This window comes from Lentzea sp. JNUCC 0626, assembly GCF_043632865.1.
Taxonomy (GTDB): domain Bacteria; phylum Actinomycetota; class Actinomycetes; order Mycobacteriales; family Pseudonocardiaceae; genus Lentzea.
Window position 1 is genome coordinate 2793994 of the sequence record NZ_CP171635.1, and the last position, 24663, is coordinate 2818656.

Consider the following 24663-nt stretch of genomic DNA (forward strand, 5'->3'; position numbering starts at 1 on the left):
GACTAACACAGTCGTTCGAGAATCAGGTCGATGTCGGCCTCGGACGTGCGGTGGTTCGTGATGCACGCCCGGATGCCGCGTTTCCCCGCCACCACAACGGGTCCGAGCAACGCCACGTTCTCCGCGGCGAGCTTCTCCAGCAACGCGGTGTGGTCCTCAGGCGTGTAACCGTCGACCTGGAAGCACACGGCGGTCAGCGTCACCGGCGCCATCAACGTCAGCCCCGGCGTCTCCTCGATCCCCCGGCCGAGACGCTGGGCAAGCGCCAACGTCCGTTCGTTGGCGTCGCGGAAAGCCTTGACCCCGAACGCCTGCAGCGCACTCCACACCTTGAAAGCCTTGAAGTTGCGGGAGAGCTGCGGCCCGTAGTCCATGTAGTCCGTCATCAACGGGTCCTCGGCGACCGTCAGGTACGAGGAGTCGAACGCGTAGGTCTCGCGCAGCTTCGTGCCGTCCCTGACGAGCAGACACCCGGCCTCCAACGACGCGTACAGCAGCTTGTGCGGATCGAGCGTGATCGAGTCCGCTCGCGCACACCCGCCCATCAACGGCCGCATCCCCTCCGACAGAAGAAAGAGCGCGCCGTAAGCCCCGTCCACGTGCAGCCAGAGATCTTCAGCGGAACACAGGTCGGCGATCTCGTCGAGCGGGTCGACCGACCCGGTCGAGACCGTGCCGCAGGTGGCGACGACGCACCACGGCCGCAGCCCGTCGGCGCGGTCCTGCTCGATCGCGGCACGCAACGCCGACACGTCCATGCGGTGGAGCGAGTCGGTGGCGATGTGCCGGACGTTGTCGAGGCCGATGCCGAGGATCGCAGCGGCCTTGTCGACGCTGCGGTGCGCCTCGACCGACGTGTAAACCACCAACGGCGCGGCATCACGCTGCAAGCCGTTGGCGTGGAAGTCCGGCACGCGGTCGTGCAGCGCCACCGCGAGCGCCTGCAACGTCGCCAGCGAACCACCGCCGGTCAGGATTCCCTTGGCACCAGAAGGAAATCCGACGACGGACGCCAGCCACTCCAGCACCGACCGTTCGACCACGCTGGCCGCCGGAGACAGTTGCCAGAAATTGCAGTTCTGGTTCAGCGCGGCGGAAAATGCCTCGGCGTAGGGCGCGATGCCATGCGGCGGACCGAGAACGTAAGCGAGGAACCGAGGGTGCGCGACCGTCGTCGAGTTCGGCAGGATCGTGTCCTCCCACCGGTCGAACAGCGCGTCCACGCCCACACCCTGTTCCGGCATCGGGGTGGCGAGCAACGCCGCCAGGGCGTCCCGGTCGGGCTCCGGCAGGATGTCCGCCTTGGGCAGGCCGCGCTCGTAGCCGTCCAGCAACGCGAGCAGCCGCGCGCCGGCCCTGTCGCGTTCGTCGTCGGTCAGCAGAAGTTCGTTCACGCCAAGCAGATTAGGCTTCAACGCCTGGCACGCGATTGCTACTTCAGCCCCGCCAAACCCAATCTGTGGCATGATCTGCCAATGGATCGGATCGATCGCGCAATCATCCGCCACCTCCAGGAGGACGGTCGCCTCACCAACACCGAACTCGCGGACAAGGTGGGCCTCACGCCGTCGCCGTGCCTGCGCCGGGTGCGGGCGCTGGAGGAGGCCGGGGTGATCACGGGCTACCACGCGGCGATCGACCCCGGCGCGCTCGGCCGCGGCTTCCGGGTGCTCCTGCACATCGACCTGGCTGCCCAGGACACGGCGACCATCGAGGCGTTCGAGCGGAAGATCGCCGAGATCGACGCCGTGGAGCAGTGCGTGCGGATGTTCGGCCAGCCCGACTACCACCTGTGGATCGCCGTCGCCGACATCCAGGCCTACGAGCAGCTCTACATGTCGGCGCTCACCAGCCTCCCCGGCGTCGCGCGCACCAACTCGCAGTTCCCGATGAAGACCGTGCTACCCCGGTAGCACGCGAAGAGGGCGCCCGCGTACGACGACTTCCGGGCGCGATCTTGCGAGCGTTCTCGCATGCTCAGTACTCGATCGGCACCTGATGTAGGTTCGACTCCCGTGGGGGCGGTGGGGCGCGTGAAGTTCGCTGAGGTCAAGCAGTTCTTCGTCACCGGGCTCGCCACGGTGTTCGCCGTCGGCAGGCTTGAGCGCGCGCCGGCCCCGGCACCCTGGCAGCACGTCCGGGTGTCGTTCACGATCGGCGCCGCCGTGCTGGTCTTCGTCCTCGACCTGATGAACCCACCCGGACGGTACGGCTGGGACTACCCCGTCAACGGCTGGTGGTTCACCGCGGCCGCGGCGGCAACGGTGCTGCTCACCCTGACGCAACCGCTGTGGGCGTGGCGGATCTCGGTGCTGCTGCTGACGGTGACGCCGCAGATCAACTGGGGCTGGAGCGACGACTGGCTCTGGCCCTGGTCACCCGGCCTGATCCTCGCCGCCGTCACGGTGCTGCTGACCGTCGGCCAGAACTACCGGCAGATGGTGTTGACCTGGGTCTTCGTCGTCACCACCGGCCTCGTGTGGCTGCTGTTCTGGGGCTATCCGCCGTACATGCTGATGATCTGCGCGATCATCGGCGCGCCTCTCGTGGTCGGCAACGCCGTGCGGTTGCGGCGCATCGCGGACGTCGACCGCGTGGAGCAGCGGGCGCGCGCCGACACGTTGGAGGAACGCGCGGTCATCGCTCGTGAACTGCACGACGTCGTGGCGCACCACATGTCCGTGCTCGCGCTACGGGCCGGGAGCGCGCGCTACCGGTTCACGGACGTGCCGCCGGATCTGGTCACAGAGTTCGACGAGATGCAGTCCACGGCTCGCGAGGGCCTCACCGAGATGCGCCGCCTGCTGGGCGTGCTGCGCAACTCCGACGGCGTGCTGGAAACCGCGCCACAGCCGCGCGTCGAGGAGATCGCCGAACTGGTCGAACGGTTGCGCGGCGCCGGGGTCGCGATCTCCCTGCGGTCCGACGGGGACACCGTGCGCGTGCCGGACGGCGTGGCGCTGTCCGCGTACCGGATCGTCCAGGAAGCCCTGAGCAACGCCGTCCGGCACGCGCCGGGGTCCACTGTGGACGTCGAGATCACCAGCACACCGGCGGACCTGCGGCTGCTGATCACCAACGACATGACGGCCGGGCCACCGTTTCCGGACGACAAGGCCAGGCACGGTCTGCTGGGGATGCGCGAACGGGTCGCGGCGCTGGGCGGCGAGTTCCGCGCCGAACCGGAGAACGGCGTGTTCGTCGTGGCAGTGGCGCTGCCGCTGAACGGAGGATGACGGGCTTGGCCATCAAGGTGCTGATCGTCGACGACCAGACGATGGTGCGGCAGAGCTTCCACGCGGTGCTCAACGCCCAGCCGGACATCACCATCGTCGGTGAGGCGGGCAACGGCGCCGATGCCGTTCACGCCACCACCCGCGAACGGCCGGACGTGGTGCTGATGGACGTCCGCATGCCCGTCATGGACGGCCTGGAAGCCACCCGCGAGATCCTCGGCGACACCGGCCTGGACACCAAGGTCCTGATGCTCACGACGTTCGACATCGACGAGTACGTCTACGGTGCGCTGCGGGCCGGTGCCAGCGGGTTCCTGCTCAAGGACGCGCCGCTGGACGACCTGGTCAACGCCGTGCGGGTGGTCGCGGCGGGCAACGCCCTGTTCGCCCCGGCCGTGACGCGCCGCCTGATCGCCGAGTTCGCCGCCCGCCGCGAGCCGATCGCCCCGGAACGCGCCGGTCGCCTCACCGCGCAGGAGCTCAAGGTGCTGCGGCTGGTCGCGCGCGGCCTGTCGAACACCGAGATCGCGGCGGCGCTGGTGATCGTCGAGCAGACGGCGAAGACGCACGTCAGCAGGGTGTTCGCGAAGCTCGGCGTGCGGGACCGGGCGCAGGCGATCGTGGCGGCCTACGAGATGGGCGTCGTGGTTCCCGGCGAAAACTAGAACAGTTTCAGTTTCGGAGCCGTTCTGGCTATGGTGGAACGGTGACGGGCAGACGTGACCGCAAGAAGGCGGCGACCCGCAAGGCACTGGCCGACGCGGCCCTGGAGCTCTTCCTCGAGCGCGGCTACGACAACGTGACCGTGAAGGAGATCGCCGAGGCCGCCGACACCGCCGTCGCGACGGTGTTCGCGCACTTCCCGGCCGGCAAGGAGGCGCTGATCCTCGACGACAGCGGGGAGCGCGAGGCCTCGCTGACCGCCGCCGTCCGGGAGCGGCCCGAAGGAACGTCCGCACTCGACGCGCTGCACGCGTTCTTCGCGAGCCGGGCGCCGTTCCGCGCGGATCTGCCCGAGGAGTACCAGCGGCGCATGGACCTGGTGATGACGACTCCGGCGTTGTGGGCCTACGCGCGCACGGTGTGGATCGCCAGCACGGACACCCTCGCGGCGTTGCTCGCCGAAGCCGCCGGCCTGCCCGAGCCGGACGACTCGCTGCACGCGCTCGCCCGCTACGTCCTGGAGACCCCGGACCTCGCGGCGGGCAGGCCGGATCGCACCGCCGCGCTGGCCCAGGCCTTCGCCCACCTCAAGGCAGGATGGCCCGCCCGGTGAACGTCCTGGTCACCGGCGGAAACGCGGGCATCGGCTACTTCACCGCCGAACAGCTCGCCGAGGCAGGCGCGACGGTCGTGCTCGGCTGCCGTTCCGAGGCCAAAGCCGAGCGCGCCATCGCGGCGATCCGGTCTCGCGTGCCCGGTGCCGACGTCCGCCACCTGCCGCTGGACGTGTCCGACCCGGCGTCGGTCAGGACGGCCGATCTCGACCCGCTCGACGCGGTCGTGTTCAACGCGGGCATCGCGGACGCTCCCAACGAGCTGATGTTCGCGACCAACCACCTGGGGCACTTCGCCCTCACGTACTGGCTGGCGCCGCTGCTGACGTCCGCGCGGATCATCACGGTCGGCAGCTTCGCGGCAAGGTCCGAACGGCTCGACCTCGACGACCTGACCTCCGCCGGCGACGTCACCACGAAACGCGCCTACGGCCGGTCGAAGCTGGCGCAGATGAGCTTCGGGTTCGAACTCGACCGCCGCCTGCGGGCGGCCGGGAGCAAGGCGATGAGCGTCGTCGTCCACCCCGGCGGCGCGCTCGACTCGCTCACCCCGTCCCGCCCCGGCGTCCACACCCGGCCGGCCTCGACTCGGGTGGCCGGGCTCCTGTTGCACGGCAAGGACTCCGGTGCGCGCCCGGCCGTGCACGCGGTGCTCGGCGGCGACGTCGAGGGCGGTCAACTGTGGGGGCCGCGGCAGTTCGGGCTGCGCGGCGCACCGCACCTGGAGACTCCGCACGAGCACATGACCGACGAACGGACCGCCAAGGCGTTGTGGGACAGGAGCTGCGAGCTGACCGGGTTGGACCTAGGCGAGGTCCTCGGCCTGTAGTTCCGCCCGCGACGACACCCCGAGCTTCCGCAACACCCGTGCCGCGTGCTGCTCCACGGTCCGCGGCGACAGGAACAGCACGTCCGCGATCTTGCGGTTCGTGTGCCCCGCGACCAGCAGCCGCGCGACCTCCTGCTCCCGCGGCGACAACGCGTCCCCGTACCCGCGCCTCCCCCGCCGCGACGGCTTGCCGCCGCCGATGCTCCGCAACTGGTGCCGGCACCGGGCCGCATCGCGTGTGGCACCGAGCCCGTCGAACGTGTCCACCAGCGCGGACAGGATCTCCGCCGCCTTCTCCTGGTCGGAGGGCACCAGGCAGGCGGCCTCCCGTTCGGCCACCAGCGCCGCCAGGTAGGGAGCGGGCAACGCCGAGTACCGGTCGGCGGCCTGCCGGTACAGCTCCAGGGCGTCCTGACCACGAGCCTCGGCGAGCAATCCCCGGCACCAGGCCAGCGCGGCGAACGCCATCGGCGCGTCCCGGCCCTCTACCCCGGCGGCGATCTCCTCGATCAACGTCTCCGCGTCGGTCTCGCGTCCGGCGGCCAGGAAGGTCGACACCGCGACGGGCCCGAGTTCGGTCGCCCACACCCACACACCCTTGGCGCGCACGATCGCGAGCCCACGATCGACGTCCACGCACGCGCGGGTGATCTCGTCCTGGGCCAGCATCGTCCTGGCCAGTGCCGCGCAGCCCGCGATGGCCACCGGAGTGATCGACTCCTCGGGCGCGAACGCACCGGTCTCGGTCAGGTAGCTGGTGGCCTCCGCCCACTCGCCCCGCGCCGTCGCGAGTGACCCCAGGATCAGGCACAGCTCGCTGGCCAGCGGGAACAGGTCGCGGTACTCGTCGAGCAACGTCTCCGCGCGCTCGGCCAGGCCGTCCCAGTCGCCGGTCAGCCAGTCGAGGCGCGCCCTGGTCGCGTTGGCGGTGCTCGCGGTGAACGGCGCCCCGCACTCGGCGGCGTACCGCAGGCCGTCGCGCAGCAGTTCGGCGCAGAGCCCGAAGTGCCCGGTCGTGGTCAGCGCGTCCGCGAGGTTGCAGTGCGCGCGGGCGAGTTGGCGCAGCTCACCGGACGTGGTGGCGGGTGGGAAGGACCAGCCCGGCAGCACCGACGGGTCGCCGAGGTGCATCTTGGAGCCGACCTCGTTGGCGTACAGGGCCATCTTCTGTTCGAGATCAACAGCCGAAACACGGGCCGCACTGATCCGGTCGAGCCACGGCCGGACCTCGCTCATCGGCGTCATGCCCAGGTAGGACAACCCCAGCACGGCCTCGCCGCGTGCGGCCAGGTCAGGGCGTTCGGTCAGGTCGGCGACGGCCCGTTCGAGCTCGGACCTGGCCTCCTCGATCCCACCGGCCTGGCGGATCAGCAGCACGCCCCGGTAGTGCCGCACCTCGCCCCGGGCCGCGGTGGACAGGCGCCGGTCGGACAGCAGCCGTTCCAGGGTCTCGGCCGGATCGAGCTGGTCGAGGCCCTGGTGGGCGATCTGGCCGAGCTTGATCGCGAGCCGGTCGACGTCGGCGGCGGGCACGGCCGGGTCCGCCAGCAGCTTGTTCAGCAACGCGGTGGCGGTGCTCGCGTCCCCGATCTCCACGGCCCGGTCGGCGGCGGCCTCGCCGTAACGCAGCCACGCCGACGTGCTCCCGGCCCGTTCGGAGTGCTCGGCGAGCTGGACCAACGGCTTGGGGTCGACCTGGTCCAACACCTCGACGGCCCGCTGGTGCAACTCGGTCCGGTCCGGTCCGCTCAACGTGTCGTAGACGGCCTGCTGCGCCAACGCGTGCCGGAAGCCGTACCGCCGTGGCCCGACCTCGTGCAGCACGTGACCCGTGAGAGCGTGTGTCAACGCGGCCGGGCTCTCGTTGATCCGCGCGACGGACCCCAGCAGCTCCAGCCCCGCCGGAGCGCCCAGCACCGCTGCGGCCTGCACCAGGCGAACAGCGGACGACGGCAACGCGGCCAGGCGTTCGGCGATCGCGTCGCGCAGCAGCACCGGAACGTCCACGTTGTCCAGCAACCGCCGGGCCGTGGCACCGTCCGCGTGCACCGCGCCGGCCGGATTCCGCAACGCCCGCAACGTTTCCTCGACCACGAACGGAATGCCCGCCGTGCGTTCGTGCAGCTTGGCCGCGAACTCCGCCGACACCGGTTCGCCGTCGAGGATCGCGGACGTCAAAGCCCGCACCTCGGCCACGTCCAGCGGTTCCAGCTCCAGCAACGCGCTGGTGATCCCCGTGGGCGGCCGGTATGCCGAGCCCAGCGGCACCCCGCCCGGCACGTCCTCGCGCCGGTAGGTGACCACGATGGACAGAGTCGGCGGCGGATCGCCCATCAGGAACCGCAACAACTGCCGCGAGCCGTCGTCCGCCCAGTGCAGGTCCTCCACGACCAGCAGCACCGGCCCGAGGATGCCGAGCAGTTCTCGCAGCGCGCGGAAGAACCTGTGCCGTTCGGCGCGCGGATCACCGGTCGGTGGAGGCGGTTCAGGCAAGTAAGAAGCCAGTTCCGGCAACGGTCCGGCGAGCACGCCCGCCACCGGACTCAGCCGTGAGTGGTTGCGCGCCAGGCGTTCCGTGCAGTCGCGCAGCGCCTCCAGCACCGCGCCGTACGGGAACGGCTCCCCCACCGGCTGGCAGTGGCCCATGAGGACGGCGATCGGCCCGAGGTCGGCGTCGAGCAGCTCGCGCACCAGGCGTGACTTACCGACGCCCGCCTCGCCCTCGATCATGATCACGGCGGGCTGGCTGGGCACGGCGGCCCGCAGCGCGCCGAGCTGGTCGCCTCGCCCCACCAGCACCGGCGAGCTCGTGCGCATCAGTCCCGTGGGGTCGCAACGCCGCGCCCTGGACTTCGGTGTCCGGCTCATCCGGACCGATGGTAAGTGAAAGACGGGTATCCCTACGTAGAGATATCCGGATTGTTCGCCGTTGCCCGCCGACCGATGGTGATCGGCACGTGCCGCCCATCCCTGCCGTGGCGGCCAGAACGGAGAACCCGAGATGCGACTTGATCGCACAACACGCGTGCTCGCGGCCGCAGGCCTCGGCCTGGCCGTCGCGGCGGCGGTGAGCAGCCCGGTCATGGCACAAACGGGCTCGATCCAGAAGACGGCCGAGCCCGTCGCGGGCAGCTACATCGTGGTGTTCAAGGACGGTGCCAGCGACGCCCCGACGACCAACGCGAAGGCGCTCGACCTCGCCCGCAAGCACGGCGGCAAGGTCAGCAACACCTACGTGGCGTCGGTGCGCGGTTTCGCGGTGAAGCTGGACGAGGCGGCGGCCAGGCGCCTCGCCGCCGACCCGGCCGTCGCCTACGTGCAGCAGGACGGCTGGGCGCGGATGTCCGACACCCAGACCAACGCGACGTGGGGCCTCGACCGGATCGACCAGGCGAACCTGCCGCTCGACCAGAAGTTCACCTACCCCAACACGGCCTCGAACGTGACGGCGTACATCCTGGACACCGGGATCTACAAGCAGCACACCGAGTTCGAGGGGCGGGCCAAGGACGGCTACGACTTCATCGACAACGACGCGGACGCGTCGGACTGCCAGGGCCACGGCACGCACGTCGCCGGCACCGTCGGGTCGAAGACGTACGGCGTGGCCAAGAAGGTGAACCTGGTGGCGGTCCGCGTGCTCGACTGCTCGGGCAACGGCCAGTACTCGCAGATCATCAAGGGCATCGACTGGGTCGCGCAGAACGCGAAGAAGCCCGCCGTGGCGAACATGAGCCTCGGCGGTGGCGCGGACTCCACTGTGGACAACGCGGTGAAGCGCGCGATCGCGGCGGGCGTGACGTTCGGCCTGGCGGCCGGCAACAACAACGGTGACGCCTGCCAGACCTCCCCCGCCCGCGTGCCGGAGGCCATCACGGTGGCCGCCAGCGACTCGGCCGACAAGCGGTCGATCTACACCGGCGGGCAGGCCTCGAACTGGGGCTCCTGCGTCGACATCTTCGGGCCCGGCTCGAACATCACGTCGACCAAGAACGGCGGCGGCACCACGTCCATGGGCGGCACCTCGATGGCCACCCCGCACGTCGTGGGTGCCGCCGCTCTGTACGTGTCCGCGAACCCGAACGCCACCCCTGCCCAGGTTCGCGACGCGCTGGTGAACAACTCCACGCCGGACAAGATCAGCGACCTGCGCGGATCGCCGAACAAGCTGCTCAACATCAGCTTCATCGGCGGCGGTGGCCCGGACCCCGAGCCCTGTGCCGCGGCCACCAACGGTGACGACGTGTCCATTCCGGACAACAACACCGCGGTGTCCTCGTCGGTGAACGTCACCGGCTGCACGGGCAAGGCGTCCAACGCCACCAAGGTGAAGGTGGACATCAACCACCCGTACACCGCCGACCTCGCCATCGACCTGGTCGGTCCGTCCGGCGCCACCTACAGCCTCAAGAAGGCCAAGGGCGCCACCTCGACCGGTGGCGTGCACGAGACCTTCACGGTCGACGCCTCCGCCGAGAACCGCAACGGCACGTGGAAGCTGCAGGTGACCGACGTCTGGACCTACGACGCCGGGAACATCGACACCTGGACCCTGACGTTCTGACGAGCCCGGAAGGACTTCCCATGCACCGCACCACCTGCGGGCTCGCGGTTCTGGCCCTGGCCTCCGCCGTGCTGGTGACCCCGGCACAGGCGGCCGAGGCCGACTTCGTCAAGGCCAAGAACCCGGCGGCCGGCGGCAGCTTCATCGTGTCGCTCAAACCCGGCGCCGCCATCCAGGCGTCGTCCGAAGCTCTCAACAAGAAGTACGGCGGCACCCTCGACGCCGTCTTCTCCCACGCCATGCGCGGTTTCCAGGTCACGAACCTGACCGAGGCCGCGGCGCGCAAACTGGCGGCGGACCCCGCCGTCAAGGCCGTCTACCAGGACGGCACCGCGAAGGCGTTGGACGTGCAGAACAACCCGACGTGGGGCCTCGACCGCGTCGACCAGGCGTCGCTGCCGCTGGACAAGAAGTTCACCTACCCCAGCGGCGGCGCTTCGAACGTGACGGTCTACATCACCGACACTGGTGTGAAGACGAACATCGCCGACTTCGAGGGGCGGGCGTCCGTGGGCGCCGACTTCATCGAGGACGGCCAGAACGGGCAGGACTGCTCCGGCCACGGCACCCACGTGGCGGGCACGGTCGGCTCGAAGACCTGGGGCGTGGCGAAGAAGGCCAAGCTCGTCTCGGTCCGCATGCTCGGCACGAACTGCACGGGCAACGGACCGGACTCCGCGGGTGTCAAGGCCATCGAGTGGATCACGGCGAACGCTCAGAAACCCGCCGTGGTCAACGCTTCCTGGACCTTCGACACCGCGGACATCGGCAACGACGCCATCGCCGGCATGGTCGCCTCCGGCGTGCAGATGGCGGTCGCGTCGGGCAACAGCTCGACGAACGCCTGCTCCACCGGCCCCGCCAAGATCGCCTCGCTGATCACGGTGAACGCGACCTCGTCCAACGACGCGCGTGCCTCGTTCTCGAACTACGGCACGTGCACGGACATCTTCGCGCCGGGTGACAACATCACCTCGCTCGGACTCAACGGCGGCAGCACCAACATGTCCGGCACGTCGATGGCCACCCCGCACGTCGCGGGCGTCGCGGCGCTGTACCTGTCGGCCAACCCGTCCGCGAGCCCTCAGGCCTTGCGCGACGCGCTGGTCGACAACGCCACCGACGGCAAGGTGACCAACCCGGGTTCCGGTTCGCCGAACAAGCTGCTGTACAGCGGTTTCATCGGCGGCGGCGACCCCAACCCGCCGCAGTGCGGTCCCGGCACGAACGGCGACGACGTGTCCATTCCGGACACGAACACCGCGGTCTCGTCGTCGGTGACGATTTCGGGCTGCACGGGCAACTCCACCGCGTCGGCCACCGTCAAGGTCGACATCAACCACACCTACACCGGCGACCTGGCCATCGACCTGGTCAGCCCGTCCGGCAAGTCCTACGTGCTGAAGAAGGCGGGCGGCGCCTCGTCCTCGGCGGGGGTCCACGAGACCTACACCGTCGACTTGTCTTCGGAGGCGCGCAACGGCACCTGGAAGCTCCAGGTGAAGGACGTCTACACCTACGACACCGGCAACATCGACACCTGGACCCTCACGGTCTAGTTGTCCGGCAAGAAGAAGAGCCCTGGAGCTACGGCTCCGGGGCTCTTCCCTGTTCCCCCTGCCAGGGGAGCTATCGGGTGACGGTCAGCGTGAACGTCGTCGTGCCGGTCTTCCCGTCGGCGGACCTCGCCGTGATGGTGATCGGGTAGGTGCCGGGCGGGGTGGAGAAGTTGGTGAAGATCCAGACGTTGCTGCTGCCGTTCTGGCCGATCGTGGCCGGGTTGAACGACATCTGCGCGCCCGTCGGGACACCGGACGCGGTCAGCGTCAGGTTCCCGGTGCCACCGGAGGCCTTCACGATCGTCTGACCGAGCAGGCCCTGCTTCACCGTCGCGGACGACGGCGTCGCGGTCACGGTGACCTCACCGGTCGGCGGGTCGGTGCCCTCGACCGTCAGCGACACCGTGGTGGTGGCGGTCTTGCCACCGGCGTCGGTGCCGGTGACCGTGATCGTCGAGGTGCCGGCGGTCGCGGTGCTGGAGACGTCGAGCGTGAGCTTGGCCGAGTTGCCCGCGCCGATGGACGTCGGCTGGAACGTGGCCTTCACGCCGTTCGGCACTCCGGACGCGGACAGGTTGATGGTCTGCCCGTTGCCCTCCGAAGAGATCGTCGTGGAGACGTACTTGCCCTTGGCCGCCTTGACGCTGCTCGGCGACGCGCCCAGCGTGAAGTCGCCCGGCTGCGGGTCGCCGCCGCCGGTGACTGTCAGCGAGTACTTGCCGGACGCCGTCTTGCCGCTCGACGTCGTGCCGGTGACCGTGACCTCGTAGGTGCCGTTCGGCGCCGAGGTGCTCGCGTCGAACGTGACCTTGGCCGAGTTGCCGGTGGTGACCGACGTCGGCTGGAAGACCGCCTTCACGCCGCTGGGCAGACCGGACGCCGACAGCGTGGCGTTCTCCGCGCCACCGGACCCGGCCGTGGTGGTGATGCCCGCCGACAGCGTCTTGCCCGCCGCCACCGAACCGCTGCCCGGCGCGACGCTCAGCCCGAAGTCACCCACGGGCGGCTGCTCGCCGACCTCGGTCTTGACCCAGTCGCCCATCTCGTTGTCGAGGCGGCCGTAGATCGAGTACCACTTGAAGTCCGACCGGCTCCACGACGCGACGCCGTAGATCTTGCCGTCGAAGACCAGCGGGCCACCGCTGTCACCGGGCAGGATCGTGATGCGGCCGTCGTTGTAGCCGGCGCAGATCATGGTCGCCGACTTGAACCCGGCGCCGACGCCCTGGCAGACGCTGTCGCCGTTGACGACCGGCAGGCTCGCCTTGTCGAGGGTGACGTCCGCCGAGGTGTCGTTGAAGTCCTTCTTGCCGTAGCCGTACCCGACACCGGTCTTGCCCGGCGCCGCACCACCGGAGTCCGCCGACGTGGCGAACTTCGGGTACGCGGCACCGCCCTTGAGCGCGATGTCGCGGTCCACGGTCACGACGGCGACGTCGAAGCCCTGGTCGAAGTTGACGTACTTCGGGTGCTTCTTGTAGCTGACGACGTTGACGGCGAACCCGGACCCGTTGCCGTTGTTGTAGTCCTTGAGGTCGTCGAGCCCGTAGACGAACTTCTTCTCCCCCTGGGCGTCCGCGCAGTGCGCCGCGATGAGGATCTTGCGCGGCGCCACGACCGTGCCGGAGCAGGTCTGACCCTGCGGCCGGGTGCCCCCGGCGCGGATGCCCGCGATGATGCCGGGGAACTCGCTCACGGTGGAGTTCTGCCCGCCCGCGAAGAACGGCGAGGCGTCACCGAGGTTGGCGGGGACGGTGTCCCCCAGGTAGTTCGCTGCAGGGGCGTTCGGTGCCGCGGCGTTCGCGGTGCTGACGGGCGTCAGCACCGAGGCCGCGACCAGGGCCACCAGGCCCCATGACCGTGTTCTCGTCACGTCGGTTCCTTTCCGGATCTCAGGAACGCCCACCTCAGGGCAGGGACGGCGGTCGTTCACTGCGATCACTGTCGGAGCCGGACACGTGCGGAACAATCAGGGACGGCATCCGTAGGGGTACGGAACTTTCACTACCTAGGTGTGATGTCCGGGGAGGTTGGTCAGCCTGGTGATGGGCGGCTGGCCTGCGAGGGCGGAGTGAGCTCGGTGGTGATTGTAGAAGTGGATCCAGTCGGGCAAGGCGGCTCGTCGTTCGGTCTCTGACTGGTAGTGGCGGGCGTAGGCCCAGCCGTCGGCCAGGGTGCGGTGGAAGCGTTCGACTTTGCCGTTGGTCTGTGGCCGATAGGGACGAGTGCGTTTCGGGGTGATGCCGAGCTCGGCGCAGGCGTCGCGCCAGGCAAAGGAGCGGTAGGCGGAGCCGTTGTCGGACAGGACTCGTTCGACGACGACTCCGTGTTCGCGGAACCAGGCCACGGCTCGGCGCAGGACGGCGGTCGCGGTGTCGCCGCGTTCGTCGGCGTGGATCTCGGCGTAGGCGACGCGGGAGTGGTCGTCGACGACGGTGTGCAGGAAGGCTTTGCCGGTCAAGGGTTTGTAGTCCTTGCCTTTGGGCAGTCCGGGCGTGGCTCGTTTGTTGCGGTCGCCTTGTTGCCTGCCGACGAAGCGGTGGCCGCCGCCGTCGGGGATGTTGCCGAACTTGGTGACGTCGACGTGGATCAGCGAGCCTGGATGCGGGTGTTCGTAGCGGCGCAGGGGTTCGCCGGTGACGCGGTCGATGCGGGACAGGCGGTTGATCCGGCAGCGGGTCAGCACGGCGTGCACGGTCGAGGCGGCCAGTCCCAGCCGGCCGGCGATCTGGACCGGCCCAAGCCGGTGCCGCCAGCGCAGGACCACGATCTGCCGCACGACCGGCTCGGATGTCCGGTTCGGGCTGTGATGTGGTCGTGAGCTGCGGTCGAGCATCCCTGCCTGGCCCTCGTCGCGGTAACGGGCGGCCCACTTGCGGGCGGTGCGCTCCGCGACCATGAACATCTTCGCCGCGGCGGCCGCGGGCCAGTTCTGTTCCACGATCAGACGCGCGAGCCGCAGCCGTGTCCGCGGAGTCAGCGTGGCGTTAGGGTGGGACACGAAGGCCTCCGGTGTGTGAAGCGGTTCCTAGACAGCTCCACTTCACCTCCAGAGGCCTTCACCTGTCTTCACGACAGGCCATCACATCCAGAACAACGTCCCCGGACATCACACCTAGGCGCTGTATCACTGGCGGCGGAAGATCGTGATGGAGTGGCCGACGACGTCGATCGGAACGCTCGAGTCGAGCAGTTCCCGCAACGCCGCGTCGGCCTTCGCGATGGCCGTGTTGGACACGACGAGCAGCCCGTGCACCCGCTCGGGCACGACTCCGCGTGGGTCGGCGGCCCGGATACCGTAGTACTCGGGCACGCCCGCGCCCTTGTAGACGAGCCACTTCTGCTCATCGGGATAGCGCTTCAGCCGTTCGGCGAGCCGGCCGAGGTCCTGGCCCCAGTCGACGTTGGAGTCATGCAGGTGCAGGTGCGTCTTGGACGGGCCGCCGAACAGCTCGTTGGAGTACGGCAGGTAGTACGGGAACGTCCACAGTGAACTCGCAGCGGCCAGCGCGACCGCGATCGTGGCGTACCGGCGGTGTGCGACGACCGCTGCGGCGACGGCCAGGAACATCGGCACGAAGATCGCGTACCGCACGCCGAGGTCGCGGCTGCCGGTCATCGCGACAGCGAGCAGCACGCCCGCAGGTGCGAGCACGTACGCCGCCGCGGGCCGTCTGACGAGGGCAACGGCGCCCGCAGCCCACAGCAGCAACGCGCCGAGCGGCGTCTTCACCAGCAACGCGGCCGGCAGGTAGTACCAGCGCGAACCCTCGTAGTGCGTGCCGAACAGGTAACCACCCCAGACGCGTTGCTCGAACCCCCACTGGACGCGCATCCCGTCGAGGTAGGCCTGGACGAACGACACCGACGGATCCACGGCGACGTACGAGATCCAGACGACGGTGATCGCCGCCAACAGGAAACCGAGCGCCGCCCGCCACCGGGCCTGCCACAACACCAGGGCCAGCAGCACCGGCACGGCGGCCAGGGTGTTCATCTTCGTCGCGAGAGCGGCGCCGAGCGCCAGTCCGGCGAGTGGCAGGTTCAGCGCGGGATCGGTGCGTGCGCGCCACAGCAGCCACGCCGAGGTGAGCACGAACCCGGCGGCTGGAACGTCCAAAGTGGCCAGTGAGCCGTGCGCGATGAGGTCCGGCGAGAACACGTACAGCGCGAGGGCGAGTGTGCCGCCGGTCCGGCTCCGCGAGATGTCTGCGGCGAAGAAGTACACGACGAACCCGAACAGCAGGGTCAGCGCGATCATCGGGAGTCTGGCGGCGAGCAGCAGGTCGCCGGGGTCGTTGCCCGACTCGTAGAGCAGGTGCCGTCCGAGTTTGGTCTGGTCGCCCTGGAAGCCGGGGTCGAGCGTGACGCCCGTGAACGCGAGCCCGGTCGCCATGATCAGCTTGCCGAGCGGCGGGTGCTCGGGGTTGTAGCGCAGGCTGTGCTGCTGCGCCTGGACGACGGCCGCGCCGAGGTACACCGGCTCGTCGATGGTCGGGGTCTGCTGCACGGCGGTGGTGATCATCGCGATCGCCATCTGCCCCAGCAGCAGGGCCGTGACCAGCACGAACGGCCAGCGCCGAGGTGCTGCGGCCCGCACTGACGGCAGGGGCACCTCGGTGGGGCGGCTGATCGTGGCGAGCGCCAACTCCGCTCGGTCCTTTCACGTGGCTGAACACAACCCGGTACTTCCCGAAACGGGATGCCCGCGCGTTCGGTTGCTTGCACCGGACCGCGAGGCCCCGGCATCAATTCGCTACAGGTTGTCGCCAAAGCCTCTGGCGGCTTTGCGCTACACGTTGTAGCTTTACTGGCCCCCGGACCAGGGAGACCAGCCGTGACCACTGTGAACACCCGCCCCGCGATGGCGGTATTAGCCGCGTTGGCCGTGACGATCGGCGCGCTGGAGAGCATCCCGTTCCCCGCTCTCCCGCTGCTGCAACGCGAACTCGGCCTCGACCCCGCCCAGGCGGGGCTGCTGTCCACGACGTTGATCATCACGTCGGCCATCACCATGCCGGTCGTCGCGAAGATCGCCGACGATCGCGGCGGCCGCCGAACCCTGTTGGTACTGACCTGGTGCATCGTCGCCGGGGCGGTGCTGTCGGCGTTCGCGACGACGTTCCCGGTGATCCTGCTCGGCCAGTTCCTGCAGGGGCTGGGAGGTGGTGTGCTGCCCGTGTCGTTCGTCGTGGCGCGGCAGCTCTTCCCCGACTCGACGCCGGTGGCCGTTGGCGTGCTGACCGGCCTGTTCACCGTGGGCACCGGACTCGGCGTGCTCGCCGCCGGACCGCTCGCCGACGCGTTGTCCCGGCAGTGGATGTTCCTGTTGCCGGCGATCGCCGTGGCGGTCGCGGCACTCCTCGCGCCCCTGTTCCTGCCCCGCCCGGCGACGGTCCGGCGCACTCGGCTGGACTGGCAGGGCGGCGTGCTGCTGGCGTTGGCGCTCGCCACTCTCATGCTGGCGCTTTACCTGGTGACGCAGGCACTTCTCACCGCCGTCGTGCTGCTCGTGGTGGCGTTGGGGTTCGGTGCCGGCTGGGTCGCCGTCGAACGCCGGTCCGCGCATCCGTTGGTGGAGCTGGGGATTCTCCGGACGCGCGGGGTGTGGACGGCGAGCGTCACGGCCGCGGCGCTCGGGGCGAGCTACTCGGCGACGTACTTCCTGGTGCCGCAGCTGCTCACCGGGTTCGGTGCGACGGCGAGCGAGATCAGCCTGTACCTCTTCCCGACCGTGCTGGTCGCGGTCGTGGTCGGGCCGCTGTCCGGCGTGTTCGTGCGCCGGGTCGGGACACGCGTCGCGCTGCTCGCGGGGCTCGCGCTCACCGCCGCCGGGACGGTGTTCGTGGCCGCCTGGCACGAGAAGCCGTGGCAGATCGTGGTGGGGCTGCTGGTGACGCTCGGGCTTGGCGTCGGGATCGCGTCCACCGCCACCTACACCTCGGTGATCGCGGCGGTCGGCGAGCAGGACACCGGCGTGGCGTCGGCGACGTGCGGGATCGCGCGGGCAATCGGGGCGGCGCTGGGCGTGCAGGTCGCGGCGGCGTTGCTCACGACCGGCGGCTCGTTCCGGCTCGGCTTCCTGCTCGCGGCGGTCGTCGTGCTGGCACCGCTCGCGCTGCACCGGAAAATGAGTTTCAACCCGGTGGTCGTGCGGGGCTAACCTGCCCGGATGTCGTTGGCACAGATCGACGAGATCGCCGCGGAGACGGACTTCTCCGGCGTGGTGCGGGTCGACCACGCCGGGAAGGTCGAGTTCGAGAAGGCCTACGGGCTCGCCAACCGCGCGTACGGCGTGCCCAACACCGTCGACACGCGGTTCGGCATCGCGAGTGGCGGCAAGGGTTTCACCGCCCTGGCCGTGCTCTCACTGGTGCGCGAAGGCCTGCTGTCGCTCGACACCACTGCGCGGTCTGTGCTCGGCGGCGACCTGCCGTTGATCGCGGACGACGTGACGGTCGAGCACCTGCTGACGCACACCTCGGGCATCGGCGACTACCTCGACGAGGAAGGCGACTGGGAGGCGAACGACTACGTCATCGGCGCCGTCCACGTGCTGACGACGACCGAGGCGTTCCTGCCGTTGCTCGACGGCATCCCGACGAAGTTCAAGGCGGGCGAACGGTTCGGCTACTGCAACGGCGGCTTCGTCGTGCTCGCGCTGCTGGCCGAACGGGTCAGCGGCCGCGGCTACCACGACCTCGTCCGCGAACGGGTGCTCGCACCCGCAGGTATGACCCGCACGGACTTCCTGCGTTCCGACGAACTCCCGGGCGACGCGGCCGTCGGCTATCTGGAGGACTCGGACCGCACGAACGTCTTCCACCTGCCGGTCGTGGCGAACGGCGACGGCGGCATCCACACCACCGCCGGTGACATGACGAAGTTCTGGCACGCGCTGACGGCGAGTCCGGACTTTTTGGCCGCGACGGCTCCGCGTCACCACGTGCCGGAGGAGTCGCTGCGGTACGGCCTCGGGTTCTGGCTGCACGAGACCGGCGACGAGGTGATCCTCGCCGGGTACGACGCGGGCGCGTCGTTCAAGTCCACGCACGACCCGCGCACCGGCCGCACGGTCACCGTCCTGTCCAACACCTCCCCCGGCGCCTGGCCGATCGCCCGCGCGCTCACGTGAGCGGGCACTGTTCTGAACGGGTGACGGGTGCGAACATGTGTTCGTGAGCACCCCGATCCTGCACGCCGACCTGGACGCGTTCTACGCGTCGGTCGAGCAGCGGGACGCGCCTGACCTGCGCGGACGCCCGGTGATCGTGGGTGGCGGGGTGGTGCTTGCCGCGAGTTACGAGGCCAAGGCGTTCGGCGTGCGCACCGCGATGGGCGGGACGCAGGCGCGCAGGCTCTGTCCACACGCGATCGTCGTGCCGCCACGGTTCTCGGCCTACTCGGCGGCGAGCAAGGCCGTGTTCGAGGTGTTCCGCGACACGACACCGCTGGTCGAGGGCCTGTCGATCGACGAGGCATTCCTCGACGTCGGTGGCCTGCGCCGGATCGCGGGGCCGCCGGAGGCGATCGCCGCACGCCTGCGGGCGGCCGTGCTGACAGAGGTCGGCCTGCCGATCACGGTCGGGGTGGCGCGCACGAAGTTCCTCGCCAAGGTCGCGAGCGGCGTGGCCAAGCCGGACGGGCTGCTGGTCGTGCCGGCCGAGGGCGAGCTGGAGTTCCTGCACCCGCTGCCCGTCGAACGGCTGTGGGGCGTCGGCGACGTGACGGCCGCGAAGCTGCACGGCCTGGGCCTGCGCACGGTCGGCGAGGTGGCCCGGCTCGGCGAGACCGCGCTGGTGTCGATGATCGGCAAGGCAGCGGGGCGGCACCTGTTCGCGTTGGCGCACAACCACGATCCGCGTCCGGTCCACACAGGACGACGGCGCCGGTCGATCGGGTCGCAACGCGCTTTGGGCCGTCGCGAACGCACGCGCGCCGACCTGGACGCGATCCTGGCCTCGTTGATCGACGGCATTTCGCGCCGGTTGCGCACGGCCGAGCGCGCGTGCCGGACGGTGATCCTCCGGTTGCGGTTCGCGGACTTCAGCCGCGCGACCCGGTCGCACACGATCCCGCATCCCACGACCGAGACCGAGGTGTTGCTGGCGGCGGCGCGGGAGTTGCTGAGCGGGGCGATGCCGATGATCGAGAATCGCGGCATCACGTTGCTGGGGCTGTCGCTCACCAACCTGCAGAACGACACCCCGATGCAGCTCGTGTTGCCGTTCGAGGAACGCAAACCGGCCGCGCTCGACGCCGCGTTGGACGTCGTGCGCGACCGGTTCGGGTCGAGGTCGGTGACGCGGGCGGCGCTGATCGGCCGGGATCCGGGGATCTCCGTGCCGTTGCTGCCAGACTGACTCAGAGCACTCGCACGGAGAGCGCTTGCGGTCCCTTCGGACCCTCGCCGATCTCGAACTCCACCGGCTGGTTGTCCGGGATGCCCCCGGAGTCGTAGTCCCGCACCTCGGAGTGGTGCAGGAACAGGTCAGGCCCGCCGCTTTCCGGTGCGATGAAGCCGAAACCCTTGGTTCCGTTGAACCACTTGACAGTTCCTCGAGTCACGCGCGTGCTCCTTCTGAGCCGGTGGACGCCGGCAGGTTCGCCAGGCCGAGCATGGACAGCAGGTCACGGCAGTCGCCGGCGTCGCGCGAACGTTCCGCGACGCGCCGGGCTGCCTGGCGCTGCTGGTGGGATTCGGCCAGTTCGGCCGCCTGACGCGCCTGCGCGAAACCACTCGCGGGCCGCTGAGATCGAAGAGGAGAAAAGGAGTCCTGGCGTTCCGGCTGCAAGCCGGCGCTCCTGTCTCCGGCCGGAGAACGCCGGACCGGACGGGGATCGGGGACCGCGGCGGCTGGTTGCCGACACCTGGTACCCCGACTGCCGCCACAGTAGCGCACCGGCGCAGGTCACGCGCACGGCGTACGGTCGGCGCATGCCAGAAGACGCAGGTGGGCCCGCACTCGAACCGACGTTGTCCGAATGGCTCAAGGCGCGGGCGGAGACCGCCCGCCACCTCGCGGCGGGTTCCGCGCACACCGTGGACGACGGCTGGGTGCAGCGGCTCGCCGACCTGCTCGCGACCGAGGGGTCGTGGCAGGACCAGTACACCGACCTGGTGGCGCTCGGCAGCCAGGACGGGCGGTTCCCGCCGTCGAGCCGCTGACGTCACATCAGGTGGATGGGCACGACGTCGCCGCCGCCCACGACGAACTTCACCTGACCGATCGCCTGCCCGTTCGTGCCGATCTGCAGCCGCAGGTCGGAGTGGTTGTTCTGACGGCTGAGCAAAGCCGCCTCCGGCAACGGGATCACGGCCGTCTTCCACGTCTCGCTACCGGTGTTCGTGACGAACGCCGAGTCGCGGTAGGCGTTGTTGCCCACGTTGCCGTACGAGTCGTACTGGATGTTCCAGGTCGCGGTGCCGCGGTCGAAGTACGTCACGTGCGCGGCGGCCTGGTAGCTGCCGCCGGGCACGATGCTGTCGTCGATGTCGAAGTACATGAACGGCGACGCGGAACCCGTTGTCGTGCGGCCGGTTCGGCCGCCGACGGTGACCGGCACGGTCCGGCCGTCGTCGCCGTCCTTGATCCACGCGCCGTGCGGGACGTCCGTGTTGCCGAGGTCCGCGCCGACGATCGCGTCCGTCGAACTGCCGATGCCGACGGCGAAGAGGTGCATCGCAGGGTTGTTCGGCACCTGGGACTGCGCGATGTCCGGCAGCACCACGTACTTCACGGTCTTGGCCGGGTCGAGTGGCGCCCACGCCAGGTAGACGTGCACGCGCTGGTCCTGGCGGGTGCTGGTGGGACCGACGTTGAGGTACGGCGTGGTGGCGGCGATCGACGTGCCGGGCAGGGCGTTGCCGGACCACCAGTCGGCGAACGACAGCGAGTAGCTCTGCGTGCTGCCGTCGGCGTAGACGATCGTGCCGGGGGCCGAGGTGCTGCCGAACGCGCTGGAACCCAGGAAGCCGAGCAGCCTGCCGTTGCCGTTCACCGGCACGACCTGGCCGCCTGCCACGACGTTGTTCGGGACGTTCGGCTGCGGCCAGGTGAAGCCGATGCCGCCGACGATCACCTGTCCCGGGGCGAGACCGGAGGCGGCGAGTGCCTGGGCCGAGTAGTTCAGGCCGCTGCCGTCGAATGCGCCCTGGACGGGCTGGTTGTCGTTGGAGATGCCGGTGTTGTTGAAAGCTGACTGAACCGAGCCGTAGGGCACCTTGACCGTGCCGTCCGAGGTGAACGTGCCGAACGCCGAGGTCGCGGTGAAGCCGAGCTGGTACGAACCGGGCGTCGCGGTGCCGGTGACGTTCCAGCGCACCGTGACCGACGCACCGGCCGGGACGCGGTCGAACGTCGTCGGGGTCGTCGGGGTGGCGGTCCAGCCGTTCGGGGTGGTGATCGCGACGGTCAGCCCGCGCACGTCCGCCGCGCTGCCGTTGGTGAACGTCGTGGACGCGACACCGGTCGTGCCGGATGCCAGGATCGACGGAACGGCGCTGGTCAGCGTGCCGCTGACGATGATCGGCGCCGAGCCCGAGACTCCGTTCACGGTCGCGGTGATGGTCGCGGCGCCGTCCTTGATCGCCCGCACGATCCCCTGCGCGTCGACCGAGGCCACGGCGGGATTGCTGCTGCGGTAGGAGATCTGTGCGCGATTGAGGTCCACAAAGGTCTGGTCGTCGTTGACGGCCTCGACCACCCGGTCCGCGGTGACGTTCGTGTCGGTGGCGAGCCAGCGGTTCCTGGCCTTGAGGTCGAACGTCTGTCCGGGCTTGTGGACGACGGCCTCCGGCTGGACGGTCACGTGCTTCACCTGTGGCGTCACGGTTCCGCTGACCCGGACGTCGAACCGCGAGGCGATCGTGGCGGCGTCCGTGCCGAGCCGGAACTGGTAGGTGCCCGCCGGGACCGTCTCGCGCTTGCCCGGCGTGTCCCACTGGGCGAGGTCGCGGACCTTCACCGGCAGCACGACCCGTTGCGTCGCACCGGGCTGCAGGAGACCGGTCTTCCGGAACGCCGCGAGTCGTTGCCGCGGCACGTCACCGGTGCCGGCGCCCGGCGTCGCGACGTAGACCTGGGCGACCGTCGTGCCCGCCCGGGAGCCGGTGTTCGTGACGTCGAGGCTGACGTTCACGGTGTCGTTCGGCGAGGCCGAGGTGCGGTCGACCGTCGCGTTCGCGAAGCGGAAGGTGCTGTAGCTCAGGCCGTAGCCGAACGGAAAGGTCGGCGTGCCGGTGAAGTACTGATAGGTGCGGCCGAGTCCACCCGTGCCCGCCGCGTTGAGGCGGTAGTTCTGCATCGGCGGGAGCTGCGAGTCGTCGCGGTACCAGGTGAAGTTGAGGTGCCCGTCCGGGTTCTGCCCGCCGAACAGCACGTTGGCGAGCGCCGTGCCCTGGCTCTGGCCGTTGTAGCCGCTGAACACCACTGCGGGCATCTTGGCCTGGTCGAACGTCACCGGCCCCATCGCCTGGATCGCCAGCACCGTGCGCGGGTTCCCCAACGCCGACACCTGGTCGATCAACGACGTGTAGTTGCCCGGCATGGCGATGGTCGGCCGGTCCTTGCCCTCCCGGGCGACCTCCATGTCCGTGCCCGCGAACACCACGACCAGATCAGCCGCGCGCACGGCTGCCTTCGTCGCTTCCGACAGCACGGCCGGGCCGGTGGCGGAGGTGGACGTCGAAGCCGCGTCGAAGAGCACCGACGCACCGGGCAGCGCGGCCTGGATTCCCTGCACGGCGTTGACCGTGTGGGTGGGCTTGCCGCTGTACCCGCCGAGCGTGACCTTGCCCGCCAGGTCGCCGAGCACCACCACGCGCGAGGTCCGCGCCGGGTCGGCCGGCAACACACCTTGATTCTTCAACAACACCAACGAGTTGTCGGCGACCTTGGTGGCGAGCGCCTGGTTCGCCGGGCTCTCCAGCACCGACTTGGTGATCTTCGTATATGCCACCCGGTCGGCCGGGTCGAACTCCCCGGTGGCCATCCGCATCGTGAACACCCGCACCAGGGACGCGTCCAGCACGCCCTCGGACAGGATGCCGGCGTCGATCGCCGCCTGGACGTTGGCGAGCGTCGCGTTGGCGCCCTCGCAGTTGAGCTGCGTCCCGGCCCGGAGTCCCCACGCCAGCGCGCCCGCCGCGGCCGGGATCTTGCGGCCCGTGGACGTCTGGGTCCACACGACCTGCGCACCCTCGATCGCGGAACGCCAGCCCGGCGCCGCCCAGAGGTGACCGGTGGGCGGCGGCTGCCAGACGGTCGCGATCGCGTCGCAGTCCGACACCGAGTAGCCGTCGAAGCCGTAGGTGCGTTGCGCCAGCTGGTTCACGAGGTAGCCGTGCACCGCGCCGGGCGTGCCGTTGATCGAGTTGTACGACGTCATGAGGCCGCTGGCGTGGTCGTGCTCGATCAGGTTCTGGAACTGCTTGAGGTAGTACTGCCGCAGGTCGGCCTCGGTGGTCGCGGAGTTGCCGGAGAGCCGGTCGTCCTCGACGTTGTTGAGCGCGTAGTGCTTCAGGGTCGCGGACACCTTGAGGTACGGGGTCGTGGCGACGCCGTCGATCGTGTTGCCCTGGTAGCCGTTGACGAACGCCCCGGCCATCTTCGTGACCAGGTGCGGGTCCTCGCCGAAGCCCTCGTCGGTGCGGCCCCAGCGCGGGTCGCGGTCCATGTTCACGGTCGGCGCCCAGTACGTCAGGTCGCCGTACTCGTTCACGTCCGGGCCGATGTTGTTCTGGGCGTTGCCGAACAACGACTTGTCGAGGAATCCCCTGGCCTCGTCGGAGATCGCGGTCGTCTCCGCGTGGATCAGGGCGGGGTCCCACGACATCGCGGCGGCGAAGTTCACCGGGAAGCTCGTGGCCTTCACGTTGTCCACGGAACCCTGGCCACCGCCGCCCGCGTCGCCGCCGAGCCGGTTGATGCCGTGCTGGCCCTCGCTCCAGTACGTGTACTGCTGCACGCCGAGACGCGGGATCGCCGGGGCGTTGTTGGTGTGCAGCTGCCGCACCTTCTCCGGCAACGTCATGCGCGCCACCAGGTCCGCCGCTCTCTCCGCGAACGTGTACCAGGTGTCGCGGTAGATCGGTGTCTCCGCGGCCGCGACGGCCGGGAGCGACGCCACGACTCCGCCGGAAAAGGCAAGCGCGGCAACGAAAAAGGGCAGCAAGCGACGCGACATGGGGGGCCTC

Annotated in this window: 19 protein-coding genes; 11 read left to right on the forward strand and 8 right to left on the reverse strand. The window is 69.7% G+C overall.

Annotated features, from left to right (window positions below; translation table 11 throughout):
* Positions 1–2 precede the first annotated feature (2 nt).
* Positions 3–1394, reverse strand: a complete 1392-nt coding sequence (locus JNUCC0626_RS12500; RefSeq protein ID WP_394619882.1) for a pyridoxal phosphate-dependent decarboxylase family protein — start codon at positions 1392–1394, stop codon at positions 3–5.
* An 81-nt stretch (positions 1395–1475) separates the two neighbouring features.
* On the opposite strand from JNUCC0626_RS12500, the gene JNUCC0626_RS12505 reads away from it, so the two are divergent.
* From JNUCC0626_RS12505 to JNUCC0626_RS12525, 5 genes are all read left to right on the forward strand, one after another.
* Positions 1476–1913, forward strand: a complete 438-nt coding sequence (locus tag JNUCC0626_RS12505; protein WP_394619883.1) for an Lrp/AsnC family transcriptional regulator — start codon at positions 1476–1478, stop codon at positions 1911–1913.
* A 120-nt stretch (positions 1914–2033) separates the two neighbouring features.
* Positions 2034–3236: a sensor histidine kinase gene (locus JNUCC0626_RS12510; RefSeq protein WP_394619884.1), complete on the forward strand. Its 1203-nt coding sequence runs from the start codon at positions 2034–2036 to the stop codon at positions 3234–3236.
* Positions 3233–3901: a response regulator gene (locus tag JNUCC0626_RS12515; protein WP_394619885.1), complete on the forward strand. Its 669-nt coding sequence runs from the start codon at positions 3233–3235 to the stop codon at positions 3899–3901. The genes JNUCC0626_RS12510 and JNUCC0626_RS12515 overlap by 4 nt, the downstream gene beginning before the upstream one ends.
* 41 nt (positions 3902–3942) lie before the next feature.
* Positions 3943–4512, forward strand: a complete 570-nt coding sequence (locus JNUCC0626_RS12520; RefSeq protein WP_394619886.1) for a TetR/AcrR family transcriptional regulator — start codon at positions 3943–3945, stop codon at positions 4510–4512.
* Positions 4509–5342 carry an SDR family NAD(P)-dependent oxidoreductase gene (locus tag JNUCC0626_RS12525; RefSeq protein WP_394619887.1) on the forward strand — a complete coding sequence of 278 codons (834 nt, stop codon included), beginning with the start codon at positions 4509–4511 and terminating at the stop codon, positions 5340–5342. The genes JNUCC0626_RS12520 and JNUCC0626_RS12525 overlap by 4 nt, the downstream gene beginning before the upstream one ends.
* Here the strand turns inward: JNUCC0626_RS12525 and JNUCC0626_RS12530 are convergent.
* Positions 5319–8210, reverse strand: coding sequence for an ATP-binding protein (locus tag JNUCC0626_RS12530; RefSeq protein ID WP_394619888.1), 2892 nt, complete (start codon positions 8208–8210; stop codon positions 5319–5321). The genes JNUCC0626_RS12525 and JNUCC0626_RS12530 overlap by 24 nt on opposite strands.
* 133 nt (positions 8211–8343) lie before the next feature.
* Between JNUCC0626_RS12530 and JNUCC0626_RS12535 the strand changes: the two genes are divergently transcribed.
* Both JNUCC0626_RS12535 and JNUCC0626_RS12540 read left to right on the forward strand, forming a co-directional pair.
* Entirely contained in the window at positions 8344–9906 is a 1563-nt protein-coding gene (locus tag JNUCC0626_RS12535; RefSeq protein WP_394619889.1) for a S8 family peptidase, read from the forward strand.
* A 20-nt stretch (positions 9907–9926) separates the two neighbouring features.
* Positions 9927–11465 carry a S8 family serine peptidase gene (locus tag JNUCC0626_RS12540; RefSeq protein ID WP_394619890.1) on the forward strand — a complete coding sequence of 513 codons (1539 nt, stop codon included), beginning with the start codon at positions 9927–9929 and terminating at the stop codon, positions 11463–11465.
* A 70-nt stretch (positions 11466–11535) separates the two neighbouring features.
* Here JNUCC0626_RS12540 and JNUCC0626_RS12545 read toward each other — a convergent pair whose 3' ends face one another.
* The 3 genes from JNUCC0626_RS12545 to JNUCC0626_RS12555 form a co-directional block, all read right to left on the reverse strand.
* Positions 11536–13338, reverse strand: coding sequence for a trypsin-like serine protease (locus JNUCC0626_RS12545; RefSeq protein WP_394619891.1), 1803 nt, complete (start codon positions 13336–13338; stop codon positions 11536–11538).
* A 135-nt stretch (positions 13339–13473) separates the two neighbouring features.
* Entirely contained in the window at positions 13474–14466 is a 993-nt protein-coding gene (locus tag JNUCC0626_RS12550) for an IS481 family transposase (RefSeq protein WP_394619892.1), read from the reverse strand.
* 126 nt (positions 14467–14592) lie between these two features.
* Positions 14593–16113, reverse strand: coding sequence for a phospholipid carrier-dependent glycosyltransferase (locus JNUCC0626_RS12555; RefSeq protein WP_394619893.1), 1521 nt, complete (start codon positions 16111–16113; stop codon positions 14593–14595).
* Positions 16114–16329: 216 nt separating this feature from the next.
* Here JNUCC0626_RS12555 and JNUCC0626_RS12560 point away from each other — a divergent pair, with 216 nt between their 5' ends.
* The 3 genes from JNUCC0626_RS12560 to dinB are packed head-to-tail and all read left to right on the forward strand — an operon-like array spanning position 16330 to position 19828.
* Positions 16330–17628: an MFS transporter gene (locus tag JNUCC0626_RS12560; RefSeq protein ID WP_394619894.1), complete on the forward strand. Its 1299-nt coding sequence runs from the start codon at positions 16330–16332 to the stop codon at positions 17626–17628.
* Positions 17629–17637: 9 nt separating this feature from the next.
* Positions 17638–18600, forward strand: a complete 963-nt coding sequence (locus JNUCC0626_RS12565; RefSeq protein WP_394619895.1) for a serine hydrolase domain-containing protein — start codon at positions 17638–17640, stop codon at positions 18598–18600.
* 37 nt (positions 18601–18637) lie between these two features.
* On the forward strand, positions 18638–19828 hold the full coding sequence (gene dinB, locus JNUCC0626_RS12570; RefSeq protein WP_394619896.1) for a DNA polymerase IV: 1191 nt from the start codon (positions 18638–18640) through the stop codon (positions 19826–19828).
* Position 19829: 1 nt separating this feature from the next.
* Here the strand turns inward: dinB and JNUCC0626_RS12575 are convergent, their stop codons facing one another.
* Together JNUCC0626_RS12575 and JNUCC0626_RS12580 are read right to left on the reverse strand one after the other, a co-directional pair.
* Positions 19830–20033, reverse strand: coding sequence for a cold-shock protein (locus JNUCC0626_RS12575; protein WP_394619897.1), 204 nt, complete (start codon positions 20031–20033; stop codon positions 19830–19832).
* A complete protein-coding gene (locus tag JNUCC0626_RS12580) occupies positions 20030–20260 on the reverse strand; it encodes a hypothetical protein (protein ID WP_394619898.1) in 231 nt (76 codons plus the stop codon). Before JNUCC0626_RS12580 ends, JNUCC0626_RS12575 begins: the two co-directional genes overlap by 4 nt.
* 143 nt (positions 20261–20403) lie before the next feature.
* On the opposite strand from JNUCC0626_RS12580, the gene JNUCC0626_RS12585 reads away from it, so the two are divergent.
* Positions 20404–20634 carry a hypothetical protein gene (locus JNUCC0626_RS12585; RefSeq protein ID WP_394619899.1) on the forward strand — a complete coding sequence of 77 codons (231 nt, stop codon included), beginning with the start codon at positions 20404–20406 and terminating at the stop codon, positions 20632–20634.
* Positions 20635–20636: 2 nt separating this feature from the next.
* Here JNUCC0626_RS12585 and JNUCC0626_RS12590 read toward each other — a convergent pair whose 3' ends face one another.
* Entirely contained in the window at positions 20637–24653 is a 4017-nt protein-coding gene (locus JNUCC0626_RS12590) for a glycoside hydrolase family 3 C-terminal domain-containing protein (protein WP_394619900.1), read from the reverse strand.
* Between the last annotated feature and the right edge of the window lie 10 nt (positions 24654–24663).

What these genes read in the sequence shown, in the direction of transcription:
- JNUCC0626_RS12560 (WP_394619894.1), top strand. Translation starts at nt 16,330, where the DNA reads ATGGCGGTATTAGCCGCGTTGGCCGTGACGATCGGCGCGCTGGAGAGC.
- JNUCC0626_RS12585 (WP_394619899.1), top strand. Translation starts at nt 20,404, where the DNA reads ATGCCAGAAGACGCAGGTGGGCCCGCACTCGAACCGACGTTGTCCGAA.
- JNUCC0626_RS12540 (WP_394619890.1), top strand. Translation starts at nt 9,927, where the DNA reads ATGCACCGCACCACCTGCGGGCTCGCGGTTCTGGCCCTGGCCTCCGCC.
- JNUCC0626_RS12505 (WP_394619883.1), top strand. Translation starts at nt 1,476, where the DNA reads ATGGATCGGATCGATCGCGCAATCATCCGCCACCTCCAGGAGGACGGT.
- JNUCC0626_RS12565 (WP_394619895.1), top strand. Translation starts at nt 17,638, where the DNA reads ATGTCGTTGGCACAGATCGACGAGATCGCCGCGGAGACGGACTTCTCC.
- JNUCC0626_RS12590 (WP_394619900.1), bottom strand. Translation starts at nt 24,653, where the DNA reads ATGTCGCGTCGCTTGCTGCCCTTTTTCGTTGCCGCGCTTGCCTTTTCC.
- JNUCC0626_RS12515 (WP_394619885.1), top strand. Translation starts at nt 3,233, where the DNA reads ATGACGGGCTTGGCCATCAAGGTGCTGATCGTCGACGACCAGACGATG.
- JNUCC0626_RS12535 (WP_394619889.1), top strand. Translation starts at nt 8,344, where the DNA reads ATGCGACTTGATCGCACAACACGCGTGCTCGCGGCCGCAGGCCTCGGC.
- JNUCC0626_RS12530 (WP_394619888.1), bottom strand. Translation starts at nt 8,210, where the DNA reads ATGAGCCGGACACCGAAGTCCAGGGCGCGGCGTTGCGACCCCACGGGA.